The 15,345-nt window shown below is 72.6% G+C and carries 14 protein-coding genes; 5 read left to right on the top strand and 9 right to left on the bottom strand.

The annotated features are described in order from the left end of the window. Positions 1–6 precede the first annotated feature (6 nt). The 8 genes from ACWGO8_RS15260 to ACWGO8_RS15225 all read right to left on the bottom strand — a co-directional run bounded on the left by ACWGO8_RS15260 (position 7) and on the right by ACWGO8_RS15225 (position 10,572). The gene (locus ACWGO8_RS15260; RefSeq protein ID WP_452043881.1) at positions 7–1,491 is read right to left on the bottom strand and encodes a family 43 glycosylhydrolase; all 1,485 of its coding nucleotides are present in this window, start codon (positions 1,489–1,491) and stop codon (positions 7–9) included. Further along, positions 1,488–2,447, bottom strand: a complete 960-nt coding sequence (locus ACWGO8_RS15255) for an alpha/beta hydrolase (RefSeq protein WP_452043880.1) — start codon at positions 2,445–2,447, stop codon at positions 1,488–1,490. The genes ACWGO8_RS15260 and ACWGO8_RS15255 overlap by 4 nt, the downstream gene beginning before the upstream one ends. A gap of 39 nt (positions 2,448–2,486) precedes the next feature. Next, complete coding sequence (locus ACWGO8_RS15250; protein WP_452043879.1) at positions 2,487–3,971, bottom strand: C-glycoside deglycosidase beta subunit domain-containing protein; 1,485 nt, start codon at positions 3,969–3,971, stop codon at positions 2,487–2,489. Positions 3,972–4,015: 44 nt separating this feature from the next. Further along, positions 4,016–5,317, bottom strand: a complete 1,302-nt coding sequence (locus ACWGO8_RS15245) for a C-glycoside deglycosidase beta subunit domain-containing protein (protein ID WP_452043878.1) — start codon at positions 5,315–5,317, stop codon at positions 4,016–4,018. 38 nt (positions 5,318–5,355) lie between these two features. Beyond that, positions 5,356–6,951, bottom strand: coding sequence for a GMC oxidoreductase (locus tag ACWGO8_RS15240; protein ID WP_452043877.1), 1,596 nt, complete (start codon positions 6,949–6,951; stop codon positions 5,356–5,358). Positions 6,952–6,980: 29 nt separating this feature from the next. After that, entirely contained in the window at positions 6,981–8,495 is a 1,515-nt protein-coding gene (locus tag ACWGO8_RS15235) for an MDR family MFS transporter (protein ID WP_452043876.1), read from the bottom strand. A gap of 128 nt (positions 8,496–8,623) precedes the next feature. Continuing rightward, positions 8,624–9,448: a hypothetical protein gene (locus ACWGO8_RS15230; protein ID WP_452043875.1), complete on the bottom strand. Its 825-nt coding sequence runs from the start codon at positions 9,446–9,448 to the stop codon at positions 8,624–8,626. Continuing rightward, positions 9,445–10,572 carry a Gfo/Idh/MocA family protein gene (locus ACWGO8_RS15225; protein WP_452043874.1) on the bottom strand — a complete coding sequence of 376 codons (1,128 nt, stop codon included), beginning with the start codon at positions 10,570–10,572 and terminating at the stop codon, positions 9,445–9,447. The genes ACWGO8_RS15230 and ACWGO8_RS15225 overlap by 4 nt, the downstream gene beginning before the upstream one ends. A gap of 52 nt (positions 10,573–10,624) precedes the next feature. Here ACWGO8_RS15225 and ACWGO8_RS15220 point away from each other — a divergent pair, with 52 nt between their 5' ends. The 5 genes from ACWGO8_RS15220 (at position 10,625) to ACWGO8_RS15200 (ending at position 14,972) form a co-directional block, all read left to right on the top strand. Beyond that, positions 10,625–11,890, top strand: coding sequence for an ROK family protein (locus ACWGO8_RS15220; protein ID WP_452043873.1), 1,266 nt, complete (start codon positions 10,625–10,627; stop codon positions 11,888–11,890). An 82-nt stretch (positions 11,891–11,972) separates the two neighbouring features. Further along, the gene (locus ACWGO8_RS15215; RefSeq protein ID WP_452043872.1) at positions 11,973–12,848 is read left to right on the top strand and encodes a ThuA domain-containing protein; all 876 of its coding nucleotides are present in this window, start codon (positions 11,973–11,975) and stop codon (positions 12,846–12,848) included. Between the two features lie 6 nt (positions 12,849–12,854). Then, positions 12,855–13,259 (top strand): hypothetical protein, encoded by a 405-nt coding sequence (locus ACWGO8_RS15210; RefSeq protein WP_452043871.1) that lies wholly within the window; start codon positions 12,855–12,857, stop codon positions 13,257–13,259. A 47-nt stretch (positions 13,260–13,306) separates the two neighbouring features. Further along, complete coding sequence (locus tag ACWGO8_RS15205; protein ID WP_452043870.1) at positions 13,307–14,311, top strand: restriction endonuclease subunit R; 1,005 nt, start codon at positions 13,307–13,309, stop codon at positions 14,309–14,311. 103 nt (positions 14,312–14,414) lie between these two features. Next, the gene (locus ACWGO8_RS15200; RefSeq protein WP_452043869.1) at positions 14,415–14,972 is read left to right on the top strand and encodes a putative immunity protein; all 558 of its coding nucleotides are present in this window, start codon (positions 14,415–14,417) and stop codon (positions 14,970–14,972) included. A gap of 24 nt (positions 14,973–14,996) precedes the next feature. Here the strand turns inward: ACWGO8_RS15200 and ACWGO8_RS15195 are convergent, their stop codons facing one another. Next, positions 14,997–15,224, bottom strand: coding sequence for a YkvA family protein (locus ACWGO8_RS15195; RefSeq protein ID WP_452043868.1), 228 nt, complete (start codon positions 15,222–15,224; stop codon positions 14,997–14,999). Between the last annotated feature and the right edge of the window lie 121 nt (positions 15,225–15,345).

Below are 15,345 nucleotides of genomic sequence, written 5' to 3'. Positions count from 1 at the left end.
CGCCCGTCAGTCGCCGAGGCGCCGGTACGTGAACTCGCGGAAGCGCACCGCGCCGTCGCCCGCGGCGTAGAGCGCCGGTCGCAGGCTCTGCAGGTCGCCCATCGTGTTCGCGTGGTAGCCGGCGGTCTCGTAGCGCACGCCGTGCCGCACCCAGTCCTGCCCGGGCAGCCGGTACCACCCGGACACGATGTGCTCCTCGTTGCGGATGCGCAGGCGCAGGGTGTGCGTCGGCTCGACGGGTTCCCGCCAATGCGTGCGGGCGCCGCCCGAGTAGCTCAGCATCCGCTCGCCGTCGATCCCCATGCCGCAGAAGAGCCGATTGCTGAAGAAGAGCAGCAGGCCGCCCTCGAGCGGGCCCGAGCCCGAGCCCGAGCCCGGCTCGAGCGACACCTCGACCTCCACCTCGTACGAGTGGTCGCCCGTGACGAGGCACAGCGGCGAGGTGTCGGCGGGCCCGCTCCCCTTCGCGGCCACGACCAGCCCGTCGTCCGACCGCACCCGCTCCGCCTCCCCCGGCCGCGGCGCGTGGAACGCCCACCGCTGGCCGAGCCGGAGGGTCGCGAAGTCGTCGTCGAAGCCCGCGGGGGCGAGCTGCGGCGCCGCCCCGGCGGGTGCCTCCTGTGGAGCGCCGATGTCCCGGGCACCCGCCACGGGCCAGCCGTCGTCGGTCCAGGCGATCGGCTCGAGCAGGATCTGGCGGCCGAGCGTGCGATAGCCGTGCTCGTAGCCGTGCGAGACCATCCACCAGGCATCCGCCGGCCCCTGCAGCATCGTGGCGTGCCCGCGCGACCACCAGCGCTCGTCGGCGTGCTGCGTGCGCACGACGGGATTGTGCGGGCTGTTCTCCCACGGCCCGTGCACCGAGCGCGAGCGGGCCACGATGACCATGTGCCCGGTCGGCGGCCCGGCCGTGCCGCCGACGGCGCTGATGAGGTGGAACCAGTCGCCGCGGCGGAGCAGCTTCGGCCCTTCGAGAGCGTACGCCTCGGTCACCCAGTCGTCGGGATACCGCCAGCCGTCGTACACGTGCTCGAGCTCGCCGACCGTCGAGAGGCCGTCGTCGGCGAGGCCGATGCGCCGGATGCCGTTGACGAAGAGCCAACGTCGGCCGTCCTCGCCCACGACGTGCCCGGGATCGATGGCGCCGCGGATCCCGAGGTCGATCGGCTCAGACCACGGCCCGGCCATCGACGGCGCGTGGATCACGAAGATCGACGCATCCGCCAGCGACGACCACGGCGTCGGGATGAACGGGATGTAGATGAAGAAGCGCCCGTCGTGCTCGGCGATGTCGACGGCGAACGTGCTGCCGAGCGGCTCGGGCAGCGCGGCGGTCTCGAACGTCCAGTTCACGAGGTCGGTCGAGCGATACAGGAGCAGCCCGGGTGCCGACTCGAACGACGAGTAGGTCATCCAGTACTCGTCGCCGACGCGAATGATCGCGGGGTCGGGGCGGTCGCCCGCCAGCACCGGGTTCGTGAACTCCGTCATGCGCCGGCTTCCGGTCCACGGATGCCGCGGCCGATCCACTCGGCCACGGCGTCGATCGTGCGCAGCGCGTCCTCGTCACCGGGCTGGTCGATGCGCCCGTGCCGCGCACCCGACTCGAGCCGCAGCTCGGCGTCGACGTCTGCGGCCGAGAGCGTCGCGGCGAAGGCCTCGCCCGACGGACGGAGGTCGTCGAGCTCGCACACCACGATGAGCGTTCGCGGGAACCCCTGTCCGTCGCCGAGGCCCGCGAACGCCTGCGGGTCGGCGAGTGCCTCGGCGGAGCCGGCGAAGTTCAGCGCGAGCTGGCCGTGCGGCGAGGCGGGATCGACGTCGGGCGAGGCATCCGGCCCGTTGGGGTGCACGACCGGGTAGACGAGCACCAGCCCGGCGGGCACCGGCTCCCCCGCGTCGCGGAGTCGCGTGACCGCGCCCGAGGTGAGCGTGCCGCCGGCGCTCGCACCGCCGAGCACGAGCGCCTCGGACCGCACGCCGAGCCGGTCGGCGGCGACCGCCCGCGCCCACTCCCACCCGGCCAGCACGTCGTCGGACGGCACGGGGTGGTGCACGTCGCCGAGGCACTTCGCGTAGTCCACCGACACGACCGGGATGCCGCGTGCCGCGAGCTCCCGAGAGAACCAGTTCGACTCGGGCATGTCGAGGTGGCCGCCGATGAAGGCGCCGCCGTGCACCCAGACGAGCGCCGAGCCGGTCGGCGTCGCCGCGGCATCCCGGTACACCCGGACCGGCACCGGGCCGTGCGGCCCGCGCACGACCTCGTCGACCGCCTCGACACCCGCGAGGTGCGGGAAGCGCCGCACGAGCGACGCCGTGTCGATGTCGGGTCGCGGGTCGGCCGGCTCGCCGTGCTCGGCCAGCCAGCGGATGGCGTCGGGCACCGGCAGCCGACGGAAGTCGGGGACGCCGGCTTCGGCTTCCAGCGCTTCGGTGTCGCTCATCGGGTGCTCCGTTCGACCGTCACTGCAGCTGCGCGCGGCTCACGCCGGCTGCAGGGCCCGCATGCTGCGGCGGATCAGGTCGTGCTGGCGGCGCACCAGCAGCAGCGGGTCGACCTCGCCGAGCTCGGCGAACGCGTGGCCCTCCCATTCGCTCGACCAGTACCCGCGGTAGCCGCCCTCGACGAAGACGCGCACGAGCGCCGGGTAGTCGATCGCGGGCTCCTCGCCCTGCTCGTCGATGTCGTAGAACTTCGCGTGCACGTGCAGGATCTGCGGCATGATGTCGGCCCACTCGCGCGGGTCGACGTGGCCGTGCATGTTGAACGCGAGGTGCGCGAAGGAGCCGAGGCGGCCCGGGTCGAAGTCGCGCCCGCGCAGGTAGGCGATGAACTCCTCCTGCCGCTGGCGCATCGGAGCGTCGGTCGCCCAGATGTCCTGCAGCACCTGCACCGCGTCGTCGTCGAGGCCGGCCCGGCGCACGGCGCGGAGCAGCGTCGGCGACATGCTGTGCATCGTCGCGGAGAAGTCGGCGACGAAGCCGAGCAGCGGCGAGTCGAGCTCGGCGTAGACGTCGCGCACCTTCAGGATCGGCTCGGCGTTGGGACCCATCGGCGCGTGGATCTCGTAGGCGAGCTTCAGCTCGAGCTCCTCGGCGATCGGCAGCAGGCGACGCAGCAGCTCGGGCTTGGCGCTCTGGATGCGCACGAGGGGGAAACCGAGCTTCGCGGCGCCGCGGAACAGCGTCTCGCTGAACGCGAACTCCTCGTCGGGCGTCATGTCGCGGTCGCGGCGCCGGCCCATGTCGAGGTTCGCGCCGAACGAGCTCGCGTCGAAGCCGTGCCGGTCGAACGCCGACCGCCAGGTGCGCACGAACTCGTCGGACACGACCGGGTAGGTCGGCAGCACCTGCGACGCGACGATCTCGATTCCCGGCCCGATGCCGAGCTCGGCGACGCGGTCGAGCAGGCCTTCGAAGTCGTACCAGCCCGCACGGAACTCGGCACTCGCCGAGTAGAGCGTGAGGCCGAGCTTGAAGGGGTCCTCCTCGGCGGCCGGCGCCGGCGACGACACGTCCGCGACCTCGGTCAGCTCCGCCGGCGGCGCCGCGTCGTGGTCGGTCGCGGTGAGCGTGAGCGCCTGGCGGACCACGTTCGGCACGTACATGCCGGGGCCGCCGTCGGCGCCCGGCGCGATCTGCATGTACGGCAGGCGCAGCTCGCCGAACAGCTCGACGTCGTGCGCCTCGCCGAGCGCGATCGGCTTCGCCCGCTGCACGACGAGCAGCGGGTGCGCCTGCAGGTACCACAACACGTCGTGCTGCGCGGGCAGCTCGTCGAGCGCGTAGCGCACGCCGTCGAGCTCGAGCGCGAGGTCCGCGGCATCCACCGGCTCGCCGTCGACGGTGAGGCGGAGCGTGGAGACCGACGAGAGCCAGAGGCTGCGGTACCAGGGCAGGGTGAGCGAGAGGGCGAGCCCCTCGGGGTGCGTTCGCAGGCTGTCGTCCTGGATGAGTCCGTTCGGCATGGTGGGTCCTGTCTGTGTGGTGCGTTCGATGCGGATGCCGCGGCTCAGAGGCCGGCGACGACGCGGCGGATGAGGGAGTGCTGGCGGCGGACCTGCTCGATCGAGCGCCACGGGGTGCGCTCGCCCTCGTACTCGCTGGAGAGGTAGCCGGTGTAGCCGGCGTCCTTCAGCGCGCGGAGCACGGGCTCCCAGGGGATCTGCTGGTCCTCGAGGTGCTTGTCGATGTCGTGGAACTTCGCCTGGATGAACACGACGTACTTCGCGATGCCGGCGATGTCGGCGGGGTCCACGCCGATGCCGTCGAGGAACGCCGGGCGCTGCCCCGGCAGCTCGCCGGGCCGCAGCGGGATCGGGCGGTCCTGGAAGATGCCGGTGTCGAGCAGCAGGCCGAAGTGCTTCGTGCCGGTGCGCTCGATGAGGTCGACGTAGTCGTCGACGACCGGGTGCTTGATCGGCGTCGGCGAGTGGATCTCGGGGCAGATGACGACGTCGAGCTCGGCGGCGAGGTCGAGCGAGCGCTCGACGGACTCGGTCCAGATGGGGTCGGGCACGAGGTCGCTCGAGACGACGCCGATCTTGGGCCGGACGAAGCGGAAGCCGAGGCGCTTCGCGAGGCGCAGGTCGCGCTGCAGCATGCCCGCGCCCTCCTCGACGGTGAGCCGTCGCGCGTTCGATCCGCTCGAGTGGAGGCGCGTGTCGATCCACGAGCCGTAGTTCGTCGGCTCGAGCCCGTACCGGTCGAGGAGCGCGAACCAGCGGTCGATCCACTCGGCCGTGGGCTCGGGGTAGCCCGCGATGTGACCCTCGCCGAGGATCTCGACGCCGGTCGCGCCGACGTCGGCCACGTGGGCGAGCGCCGTCTCGAGGTCGAGCACCGTGCCGTAGTCGGTCATGTAGCTGTAGAGCGAGACGCCGTATCGGAACGGCCCGCCGTCGGCCTCGGGCGAGAGCGTGATCTGGCGCGTGACCCGGTAGGTGCTCGGCTGGTGCTCCTCGGGGATGTACGACATGCGGAGGCGCAGCTCGATCGACACCTCGTGGATGCCGTCCGGCAGCCCGCCCTCGAGCGGAACCGTGACGATCGCCGCATCCTCGAGCGGCCAGCGCACCCCGTCACCGTCCCAGAGCTCGGGGAGCGTGTACGTGCGGCCGCCGAACGTCCACAGGGGCACGTCGGGACCCACATCGACGAGGTCGCCGACGCGCACGGCGATGCCGTCGATGAGGGACGCGGCCATGCCCCGGTAGGAGGGCATCCGCACGCGGAACTGGAAGCCGGTCACGCGTCCGCCCTCGCGGACGTTGCGGAAGCCGGTGGACTGGAGGAGGTCTCGCTCGAGAAGCACCTTCGCTCGCTCTCTCTGGGTTCGGTGGGTGATGGGTGTCAGGCCGTGACGGATGCCGCGGCATCCGCTCGAAGCTGCTCGACCGCCTTGCGGGCACCGCGCACGGCGATCGCGACGCTCATGAGCGTCGGGTTCATCGCGGTGGCCGTGGGGATGAGGGCGTTGCCGCCGACGACGAGGTTGTCGTAGCCCCAGACGCGCGACCACGGGTCGGCGACCGAGGTGCCGTCGTCGGCGTCGCCCATGCGCATGGTGCCCTGGTAGTGCAGGCTCGAGCCGTTCGGCATGAGCCGCGGCTCGGCGACGAACACGCCGAGCGCGCCGCCCGCGCGCCGCAGCCGCCCGGTCGCGGCCTCGATCTCCTCGAGCTCGGTGGGGGTGAGCTCGTACGTGATCGTCATGTTCGGGAACCCGCGATAGTCGAGCTCGGCGTCGTCGAAGGTGACGGCGTCCTCGTAGCGCGGGAACTTGCGCATGCCGTAGCCCATGTTCACGTAGCCCCAGCGGTTCTTCGCGTGCGGCGCGTCGTCGGGCATCGGGAAGGGCGTGTTCTCGGAGTACATGACCTGCAGCGAGAACGGATGCCCCGGCTCCGAGAACGGGATGCGGTTCACGGCCGCGACGGGGTCGGCCGGGTTCGACGCCCGGCGTGCGAGCTCCTCGTCGAGCTGGTCCTCGGTCGCGAAGCGGCCGATCTTCTCGGCATCGAGGGCCACCGTGGAGATGACGACGGGGTGCTCGGTCAGGTAGTGCCCGAGCGCGGTCGGACGGATGCCCGAGGCCCACAGCAGCTGCGGCGAGCGGAACGCGTCGGCGGCGACCACGACGAGGTCGGCGGGCACGAAGTTGGTCTCCTGCGTGCGCAGGTCCTCGACCGTGACGCCGGTCACGTGGTCGCCGTCGTGCTCGACGCGACGCACGAGCGTGAGGTCGCGCAGTTCGAACCGCTCGGACAGCGGGTCGCCCGCCTCGATCAGCGGCCCGAGCACGACGTCGGCGCCGGCCCAGCGCATCGAGCCGTCGGGCTGCGGGTCGCCGGCGACGGGCAAGGTGCCGGGGCCGTAGCCCTGGGGCAGCTCGCCCGCGAACTCCTCCTCGAGCAGCGAGCGGATGCCGCCGCCGACCGCCGAGTCCGCGAACGCGGCGCTCTGCGCGTGCAGCAGCCCCTCGGCCGTGGCGATGAGGTCGTCCCACTCGTCGTCGGCGATGAACGGGACCTTCTCGCTGAAGGCCGGCCGCGGGATGGCGCAGGTCCAGTGCGCGCCCTGGCCGCCGACGTTCGTCGCGGCGGCGGCGGCGGGGAACGTCGGCGCGTGCGCCGAGCCGTCGCCGCCGAAGTCGAACAGGTGCGTGCCCTGTCGTGCCGTGAACATGCCCTCGACGACCGTGCCGCCGGGGATGCCGAGCGACTCGCGGAACTCCCCCGCCTGCGGGCCCTGCGACCGCTCACGGGCGCGCGCCTTCTCGGTCGGGTCGGCGATGTTGCGAACGCTCTCGCCGGGGATGTCGGTGAGCTGGGGCCCGGCCTCGAGCATGATGACGCGGGCATCGGGCAGGCCCTCGAGCAGCAGCCGGGCGTAGGCGGAGCCGATGGGCCCGCTGCCGACGACGGCGATCGTGGGGTGGTGCGACATGTGGATCTCCTCTTCGAGGTCGTGCGGGCTCAGGCGGTGAGCGGTTCGGATGCGGGGTCGGTCGTGGGCTCGGTCGGCTCGGCGGCCGGCTCGAGCTCGTCGGACAACTGCCCGGCGGGCAGCAGCACGGCGGCCACGATGCCGAGGGCGTAGGTGACGGCGAGGGCCAGGAAGACGGGCACGAACAGCCCGCCGTAGAGCTGCGCGACCTCGGCCTGCACCGTCGGCGTCGTCTGCTGCACGAGCTGGGGGGTGAGCGTCGAGGCGTCGAGGCCGGCGGGCAGGGCCGCGGCGACGCCGACGCCGATCACGCCGCCGATGACGGCCGTCGCCACGGTCGAGCCGAACTGGCGCACGAGGTTCACGGTGGCCGTGATCGTGCCGGTCTCGCTGCGCGGGACGGCGCCCTGCACGACGGCGACCACGAGGCTCATGAAGGCGCCGGTGCCGATGCCGACGACCGCCATCACCGCCATCGGCACCCAGAGCGGCGTGCCGACCGGCAGCAGCGCCATCGTGAGCAGGCCGGCGGCCCCGAGTGCGGTGCCGGCGATCGGGTAGGCGCGGTAGTGGCCGGTGCGGCTGACGAGCCAGCCGGTCGCGAGATTCGACACGAGCATGCCGAACACCGTCGCGATCGGCACGAGGCCCGACACCGTGGCCGTGGTGCGGTAGGCCATCTGGAAGTAGGTCGGCAGGTAGGCCGTGACCGAGAACAGGCCGATGCCGATGATCGCCGAGAGCGCGACGCCGGCTGCGACCGTGCGATCGGCGAACCATTTGAGCGGCACGATCGGCTCGGGCACGCGCAGCTCGATGGCGAAGAACGCGGCGAATCCGATGGCGGCGAGCACGAAGGCCACGAGCGCGGCGGTGACGGCGGCGGGATCGCCGATCCACGAGACCGCGAGTACGAGCGCGACGAACGCGAGCGTGAAGACGACGGAACCGGCGACGTCGAAGCGGCGGCGCCCGCCGGGCTCGATGTGCGGGATCGCGAAGGCCGCGAGCACGAGCGCCGCGAGGCCGAACGGCAGGTTGATCCAGAACACCCACGGCCAGCCCCAGAAGTCGGTGATGGCGCCGCCGAGCACCGGGCCGACGAGGATCGCGATCGGGAACGCGGCGCCGATGATGCTCATGTACTTGGGGCGGTCGCGGGGGGTCGTCACGTGCGCGACGATCGTCTGCGACATGAGGTGCAGGCCGGCGGAGCTCATGCCCTGCGCGACGCGGGCGATGACGAGCTGCGTCATGTCCTGCGCGAAGCCGCAGGCGAGCGACGCGACGAGGAAGACGACGAGCGACGCCAGGAACACGAGGCGCGGGCCGACGAGGTCGCCGACCTTGCCGAGCACGGGCAGCAGCACGGTGCTCGCGAGCGTGTAGCCGACGACGACCCAGCCCATCTGCTCGAGCGCACCGAGCTCGCCGGCGACGGTCGCGAGCGAGGTCGCGACGATGGTGTGGTCGAGCGCACCGAGGATGGACACGGTCAGCAGCGACGCGACGAGGAGGCGGAGCCTCAGCGGAGAAAGGGACATTCGTTGATCGCCCGAACGATCGGGCCGTCGACGCGACCGGTTGTGCCCTCCTCCGCAGCGTCACGGTGAGGATCGGATCCGACTGGATCCCGACGTCACGTCGATTCTAGACGATCTTTCGTCTGATTTCAACCAAAGAGCGACGATTCCGGGACGAACGGTGCGATCGTCTCCGCCGCCGCCGCGTCGTGCAGCAGGTCCTCGAGGTCGGGAAGGCGGGTCACTCTTGACGCCACCGCGTCGACGGCCCGACGCAGCGCCGCCCGCTCCCCCTCCTCGAACCGGGTGGGCGCGATGGTGCGGCCCGCGATGGTGCTCGTCGCGACCTCCCAGCGCCCCATTCCCTCGTCGATCTCGACCTCCGTCGCGGTCTCGCCGAGGGCACGGACGCGCAGCAGCTCGCCCCGCGGCTCGGACGCGGCGAGGATCAGCGACCCGACCACCCGCCCGTCGTCGCTGGACCGCAGCATCGCCGCGCCGCCGCGCGAGGTGGCGGCCGCCGACGCGACCGCGAGGCGTCCGTCGCCGAGCGCTCGGATCCAGCCGACCGCGTCGCGCACGATCGCGTGCAGCGCGGCGTTGGACCCGCGGGCCTCGGCGACCACGATCCGGGGCGGGACGCCGTCGCGCGCGGCGGCCGCCTGCGCGACGAGGTCCTGGCGGAGACGCGCGCGGTGCACCACGATCGGCACCGTCGACCGTTCCAGCAGCTTCGTCGCCGATTCGACCGGCGCCACGCGAGGCTCGGACACGAGCACGGCACGGGCTCCTGCGTCGACCGCCGTCGCCGCGGCATCCCACCAGCTGCCTGCGCCGTCGACGACCACGATCGCGCCGGCCACGGCGTCGGCATCGGCGTCGGTCGCGAGCCGCGCTCGCATCGGCAGCCCGGCGACCGCAACCCGGTAGGCCTCGAGTCCGGTGACGACGGGAACCGGACCGGCGCCGCTCATGCCGCCGCCCCCCGGCGCACGGCGTCGGCCGCCGCGTCGGCGAGGACGATCGCGAACCGCGCGTCGTCGAGGATCTCGTGGTACTCCGTCGTCGCCGTCCCGTCGAGCAGGGCGGCCAGGGCGCGCCATTCGCGGACGTACCCGTCCTCGGCGTCGCGCCGGTAGCTGGTCTCGCGCACGTCGCCGCCGCGCACGTGCACCACGGCGCTGCCCGCGTGCACGAAGGCGGGCGGGAAGTCGACGTCGACGCGGTCGATCGCGGTCGCGATCGAGAGCCGCCACACCGGGTCGGGGCCATCGGGCAGCATGACGGCCGTGAGCAGCACGGGGATGCCGCTCGACCGGAAGCCGACCGTGTACCCGATCGGCGGGAGCGCCGCGGCGAAGTCGACGCCCTCGAAGTCGGGCGCCAGGTCGCGCACCGCGGGCAGGTCGTGCACGGCCAGCCCGACGACCAGCTGGCGCACGACGGATGCCGCGACCTCCGGGTCGGCGAGGTCGGGCGCGCCGCGCCCGCCGCCGGCTCCGGGCGCCGCGGGCACGGCCGCGAACTCGGTCACGAGCTCGTGGAAGCGGCCGTTCGGCGGCAGCGCGACGGTGGCGGAGATCGAGCGGACCTCCGACTGCAGGGCGACGAGGTGGCGCTTCGCGCGGTCCCATGCCTCGTCGTACAGGTGGTTCGTGGCGACGAGCAGCACGACGCCGACGCGACGACAGGCGTCGACGACCTCTTCGGCCTCGGCCTCGCTGGTCGCGAGCGGCTTCTCGCAGAGGATGGCGCGCTTGCCCGCCGCGATGGCCTCGCGGATCTGCCGGGCGTGCTCGCCGGGCGGGCTGCAGATGGCGACGACGTCGACGGCCGGATCCGCGAGGAGCTCCGCCGTGCCCTGCGAGGCGGTCGCGCCGACCCGGGCGGCGAGCTCGGCGGCACGTCCGCCGCCGTTGTCGGCGATGTGCACGACACTGAACTGCCCGCGCAGGCGCTCGAGGGTCGGCAGGTGCAGCGCGGCCACGCCCGGACCGGCACCGATCACTCCGACACCCCACGTCATGCGCGCACTCCCGCCCTCATCGTCGTCGACTTCCGCCTCGACTATACAAAAGGTCCCGGTCCGAATGTCCATAGTCGAGTCGAAATCGACGCTGAGTGACATCAGTTGTGTCAGAATCTTGTGCATGACCCGTGAGTCGACTCTCCGTTTCGGCGCCCAGACCGACGAGGTCACGAGCCTGCTGCGCATCGTGAACCTCGTCCGCACCGGCGAGGCCACCACCCGACCCGAGATCGGGCGCGTCACCGGCCTCGGCCGCGGCGTGGTCACGCAGCGCGTCGACCAGGCCATCGACATGGGCTTCCTCGCCGACGGCGAGTTCGGACCCTCGTCGGGCGGTCGCGCACCCCGTACGCTGCGCTTCCGGTCCGAGCAGGGCCGCATCGTGGTGTGCGCGCTCGGCGCACTCCACATCCGCGTAGGCATCGCCTCGCTCGACGGCGACATCATCGACCACAGCCACGAGCAGTGGGACATCGCGAAGGGCCCCGCCGAGACCATCGAGCAGGCGCTCGAGATGCTCGACGGCATCCTCGCCCGTCACCCCGACGTGCCGGTGTGGGGCGTCGCGGTGGGTATCCCCGGGCCAGTCGACTTCGAGAGCGGCCGCCCGGTCGCACCGCCGATCATGCCCGGCTGGAACGGCTTCGACGTGCGCCGCCGCTTCGAGCAGCGCTTCGACGCCCCGACCTGGGTCGACAACGACGTCAACCTGCTCGTCTTCAGCGAGCGCGCACGACGCGACGAGGACACGCTCGACCTCATCTTCTGCAAGGTGGGCAGCGGCATCGGCGCGGGACTGCTCTCGCGCGGGCGCATCCACCGCGGAGCGAACGGCGCGGCGGGCGACATCGGGCACGTCCGGGTGCGCGACTCCGACGCCCAGTGCCGCTGCGGCAAGATCGGATGCCTCGAGGCCGAGGCTGGCGGCTGGGCGCTCGTGCGCGATGCGGAGCTCGCGGTCGCCGAGGGCGGCGGCGGCGCGCTCGCACGCCTCGTCGACGGCGGTGCGCCGATCACGCCTGAGGCCATCGCCGTGTCGGCGATGGACGGCGACGCCCTGGCGATCTCGCTCATCCAGCGCTCAGCGCGACTGGTGGGCGAGTCGATCGCGGCGCTCGTCAACATGTTCAACCCCGGCGTGATCGTGGTCGGCGGTGCCGTCTCGTCGGCCGGCGAGGTGTTCCTCGCCGAGGTCCGCCAGCGCGTCTACGAGCTCTCGCTCCCCCTCGCGACGCGCGACCTCCAGATCGTGCGATCGCTCGGCGACGAGAAGGAGCCCTTGCGCGGTGGAGCCGAGATGGTGCGCGAGCAGCTGTTCGACGCGACGTTCCCGCGCTGGTTCGCCGACGGCCGGCCGACGATCACCGAGGTGATGGCGGCATCCTGACCGGCTTCTTCCTTTTTTAGACATAAGGGTGTACCTTTTCGTCTCAAGTGAGCCGACGCTCGCCGAGACACGAAGGAGTGCCATGCCCGAGTCGAAGATCCGGACGCTCATCATCACCGGGATGACGGACGTCCACCACGATTGGCGAGCGACCACGCCGGCCCTCACGCAGCTGCTCGAGGGCACCGGCCGCTTCGACGTGCGCGTCACCGAGGAGTTCCGCGGCGCGTCCGCCGCCACGCTCGAGCCGTACGACCTCGTCATCGTGAACTACTACGGGCGGCAGGACCCGTGGCGTGACGTGCCCGAGGAGCGCTTCGGCCCCGAGGCCGAGCGGGCGCTCTTCGACTTCGTGGCGAGCGGCAAGGGCTTCATCGCCTACCACCCGACGCTCGCGGGCGGCGTCGGCTGGGACCCCGAGTACGAGCGCCTCCTCGGCGGCGTCATGCGCGAGACCACCTCGCGCCGCGCCCCGAACAACGACTTCCTGCTGCACACGGCCGAGGAGCATCCGATCACGGCGGGCTGGCCGGCCGAGTTCCCGCACTACGGCGACGACCTCTACGTCGGCCTCGAGTGGCCCGAAGGCGTCCGGAAGACCGTCCTCCTCACCGGCTGGGACAACCCCCTGCGCTACACGCAGGTGCCGTCCCAGTGGCGCGCACTCCCCGGCATGGGCGAGGAGCATCCGGTCGCCTGGACCGTCGAGTACGGCGCCGGCCGTGCCGTGTCGATCGGCATCGGCCACAACGTCGCGGCCATCGGCCACCCGGCCTTCCGCGCCCTGTTCCCGCGCAGCGCCGAGTGGGCGGCGACCGGCCGGGTGACGATCCCCACCCCAGACGACCTCGGCGAGGCGGTGGAGGGCGGCGACTGGTGGCCGACGACGCTCGAGCCGATGGTGCGCACCATGTTCGACGAGTGGGTGGCCGCCGGCGAGCCCGCGGCGCAGAAGTAGGCGATCGTGAGCCTCTCCGCGCTGCGCGACGACGCGCTCACCCGCACGCCCGACGGCTTCGCGCTGCGCGTGGGCCTGCCGTGGATCCGTTCGCTGCCGCTCGCGAGCCTGTCCGACCTCGAGGTCGCCGTCGACGGTATGCCTGTCCGCGGCATCCGACTCCGCATCGGCGACCGGCTCGTGACCGACACGGCCGACGTCGCGGGCTGGTGGTACGTGCAGGACCGCCTCGTCGTCGAGGGCGACCGCCCGCTCGACGAGGGGCCGCACGAGGTCGCGGTGTCGTTCCGGCTCGCCGTCCCGTACCTGCAGGCGGGCCCCGACGGGCCGCTCGAGCTGCCGTTCCGCACCGAGCGCACGCTGACCGCGGATGCCGCGGCCGGCGCCTTCGCCGGACGGGACGTCGCATGAGCGCCGGCGCGTCGACCACCCGCCGGACCGGCACCCCGGAGACCACCATGCCCCGACTGCCCGACACCTGGACGCTGACGGCGAGCGCATTCAACTGGACGCCCGACGTCGTGCGCGCCGAGCGTCCGGCCACCGACATCGCGGTGGACATCGTGCGCGACGGCGTCGCGCCGGTCATCGAGCTCGAGGCCGGCCAGGCCTGGCGCACGTTCCCCGATCCCGACGACGGCGAGGTGGATGCGCTCCAGCGCGACCTCGAGGAGGCGGGCGGCCGGGTCAGCATCGTCGGGGCGAGCATCGACGACTGGGCGCTGCCCGAGCGTCGGCGTCGCGACGACGACGAGCGGTTCGCGTTCCTCGTGCCGCAGCTGCGCGCCGCGAGCCGGCTCGGTGCGACCGGCGTTCGGCTGCCGATCGGCCAGGCGGGCCCGGCGTTGCTGGCGCGACTCCTGCCGGTGCTGCACGAGCTCGACCTCGTGCTCTTCGAGGAGGCGCAGGGCCGGCAGACGCCCTCGGATCCCGGCACCGCCGCGGCGTTCGAGGCGATCGCCGTGCTCGACGATCCGCACGTGCGCGTGCTCATCGACCTCAGCATGCTCATGCCCGCGCTCCCCGTGACCTACGTCGAGGCGCTCGCCGCCGCAGGCGTCTCGCCGACGCTGCTCGAGCGGATCGCCGCGGAGTGGCGCGATCCGGCCACCGCAGAGGTCGTGGTCGCCGCGCTCCGCGCCGGCGAGGTGCCGCCCCAGGCGCACACGCTGTACATGGACATGCTCGTGCGGTTCGGCCGTTCGGACGCCGCGGTGCTGCACGACGTGCTGCCGCTCGTCTCCGGATTCCACCTCAAGTTCTGGGACCTCGAGGACGCCGACGGCCGGGTCTCCGCGCCCATCCGCGACCTCGGCGAGCTCCTGGCGGACGGCGCCTTCGCCGGCACGCTCGCGAGCGAGTGGGGCGGCCACGAGTGGCTCGATGACGACGCGGGCGACATGACCCGCCGACACCTCGCCCTCGCCCGCGACGCGCTGGCCGAGGGGCTGGCGCGCGCGTGAGGCGGATCCGGGTCTCGACGCTCGCACGCGCCTCCTGCTGGGCGACTTCGCCGCGCGGATGCGACTGCACACACGCGCCCGCTGAGCGTGCGAGGCTGCTGGTATGCCCTCCTCGCAGTCGCTGAGCGAATCGGATCGCCGTGAGGTCGCCGCGTGGGCGGCCGACTGCGCGGAGCGGGTCCTGGTCGTGTTCGAGTCGGAGGCGCCGGAGGATGGTCGACCCCGTGATGCGATCGCTCGAGCTCGGGGGTTCGCTCGCGGTGAGCTCGACACGGCCGGCGAGATTCGCCGCCGGTTCGTCGCCGGTCGGGCGGCGCGCGCCGTGAGCTCTCCGGCGGCGGTGGCTGCCGCTCGGGCCGCTGCCCAGGCAGCCGGCGTCGCGCACATGGGCGCGCACGCACTCGGCGCAGCCGCCTACGCCGCGAACGCGGCCGGGCTGGCCGCTCCGGACAGGCCCGAGGCACTCCAGGACGAGATCGCATGGCAGCTCCGGCACATGACCGACCGTACGAGGTCGGCCCTTCGACAGCTGCCTCCCGTCGGTGAGGACGCCGCTGGGCCGCTCGGCGCCGGGCTGCTCGCCTCGGGCGTCCTCGGATCGATCATCCGGGAGATCCAAGCCGCCCTGGATGATGCATCCTCGCAGGAGGACGCTGGATAGCCACCACCTCCGCGCCTCGGATGCCTACTCCGACGCGAGGCCGGCCCGCCACCGCTGCTGCTCCCGGAGGAAGAGCACGGCGAAGACGCTCCACAGCCCGATGTCGTCGGCCAGCCCCAACGGGCCGAGCACGAGTTCAGGGATCAGGTCGATCGGTGCGAACGTGTAGACGACGGCGGCGATCGCGGCGGCCCAGGTCGTCGGGGCGACACGGTGCTCCTTGCGCTTGATCGCCTTGAGGAATCCCCACATGCATCAAGTGTGCGGTACCGACGCCGCGACGTCGACCGACCGGTGTCGAGACGGCGACCTGGGACTGGATATGTTTGGCGAATGTCGCAGACTCAGCAGTCGACCGGGTCGAGCCCCACGG

The organism is Agromyces sp. NPDC055661 (assembly GCF_053618135.1).
The sequence above is the reverse complement of the archived record's forward strand: the minus strand, read 5'-3'. Positions and strand labels throughout refer to the sequence as shown.

What these genes read in the sequence shown, in the direction of transcription:
- ACWGO8_RS15195 (WP_452043868.1), bottom strand. Translation starts at nt 15,224, where the DNA reads ATGTGGGGATTCCTCAAGGCGATCAAGCGCAAGGAGCACCGTGTCGCC.
- ACWGO8_RS15200 (WP_452043869.1), top strand. Translation starts at nt 14,415, where the DNA reads ATGCCCTCCTCGCAGTCGCTGAGCGAATCGGATCGCCGTGAGGTCGCC.
- ACWGO8_RS15220 (WP_452043873.1), top strand. Translation starts at nt 10,625, where the DNA reads ATGACCCGTGAGTCGACTCTCCGTTTCGGCGCCCAGACCGACGAGGTC.
- ACWGO8_RS15215 (WP_452043872.1), top strand. Translation starts at nt 11,973, where the DNA reads ATGCCCGAGTCGAAGATCCGGACGCTCATCATCACCGGGATGACGGAC.
- ACWGO8_RS15225 (WP_452043874.1), bottom strand. Translation starts at nt 10,572, where the DNA reads ATGGACATTCGGACCGGGACCTTTTGTATAGTCGAGGCGGAAGTCGAC.
- ACWGO8_RS15250 (WP_452043879.1), bottom strand. Translation starts at nt 3,971, where the DNA reads ATGCCGAACGGACTCATCCAGGACGACAGCCTGCGAACGCACCCCGAG.
- ACWGO8_RS15235 (WP_452043876.1), bottom strand. Translation starts at nt 8,495, where the DNA reads ATGTCCCTTTCTCCGCTGAGGCTCCGCCTCCTCGTCGCGTCGCTGCTG.
- ACWGO8_RS15230 (WP_452043875.1), bottom strand. Translation starts at nt 9,448, where the DNA reads ATGAGCGGCGCCGGTCCGGTTCCCGTCGTCACCGGACTCGAGGCCTAC.
- ACWGO8_RS15260 (WP_452043881.1), bottom strand. Translation starts at nt 1,491, where the DNA reads ATGACGGAGTTCACGAACCCGGTGCTGGCGGGCGACCGCCCCGACCCC.
- ACWGO8_RS15205 (WP_452043870.1), top strand. Translation starts at nt 13,307, where the DNA reads ATGCCCCGACTGCCCGACACCTGGACGCTGACGGCGAGCGCATTCAAC.
- ACWGO8_RS15255 (WP_452043880.1), bottom strand. Translation starts at nt 2,447, where the DNA reads ATGAGCGACACCGAAGCGCTGGAAGCCGAAGCCGGCGTCCCCGACTTC.
- ACWGO8_RS15240 (WP_452043877.1), bottom strand. Translation starts at nt 6,951, where the DNA reads ATGTCGCACCACCCCACGATCGCCGTCGTCGGCAGCGGGCCCATCGGC.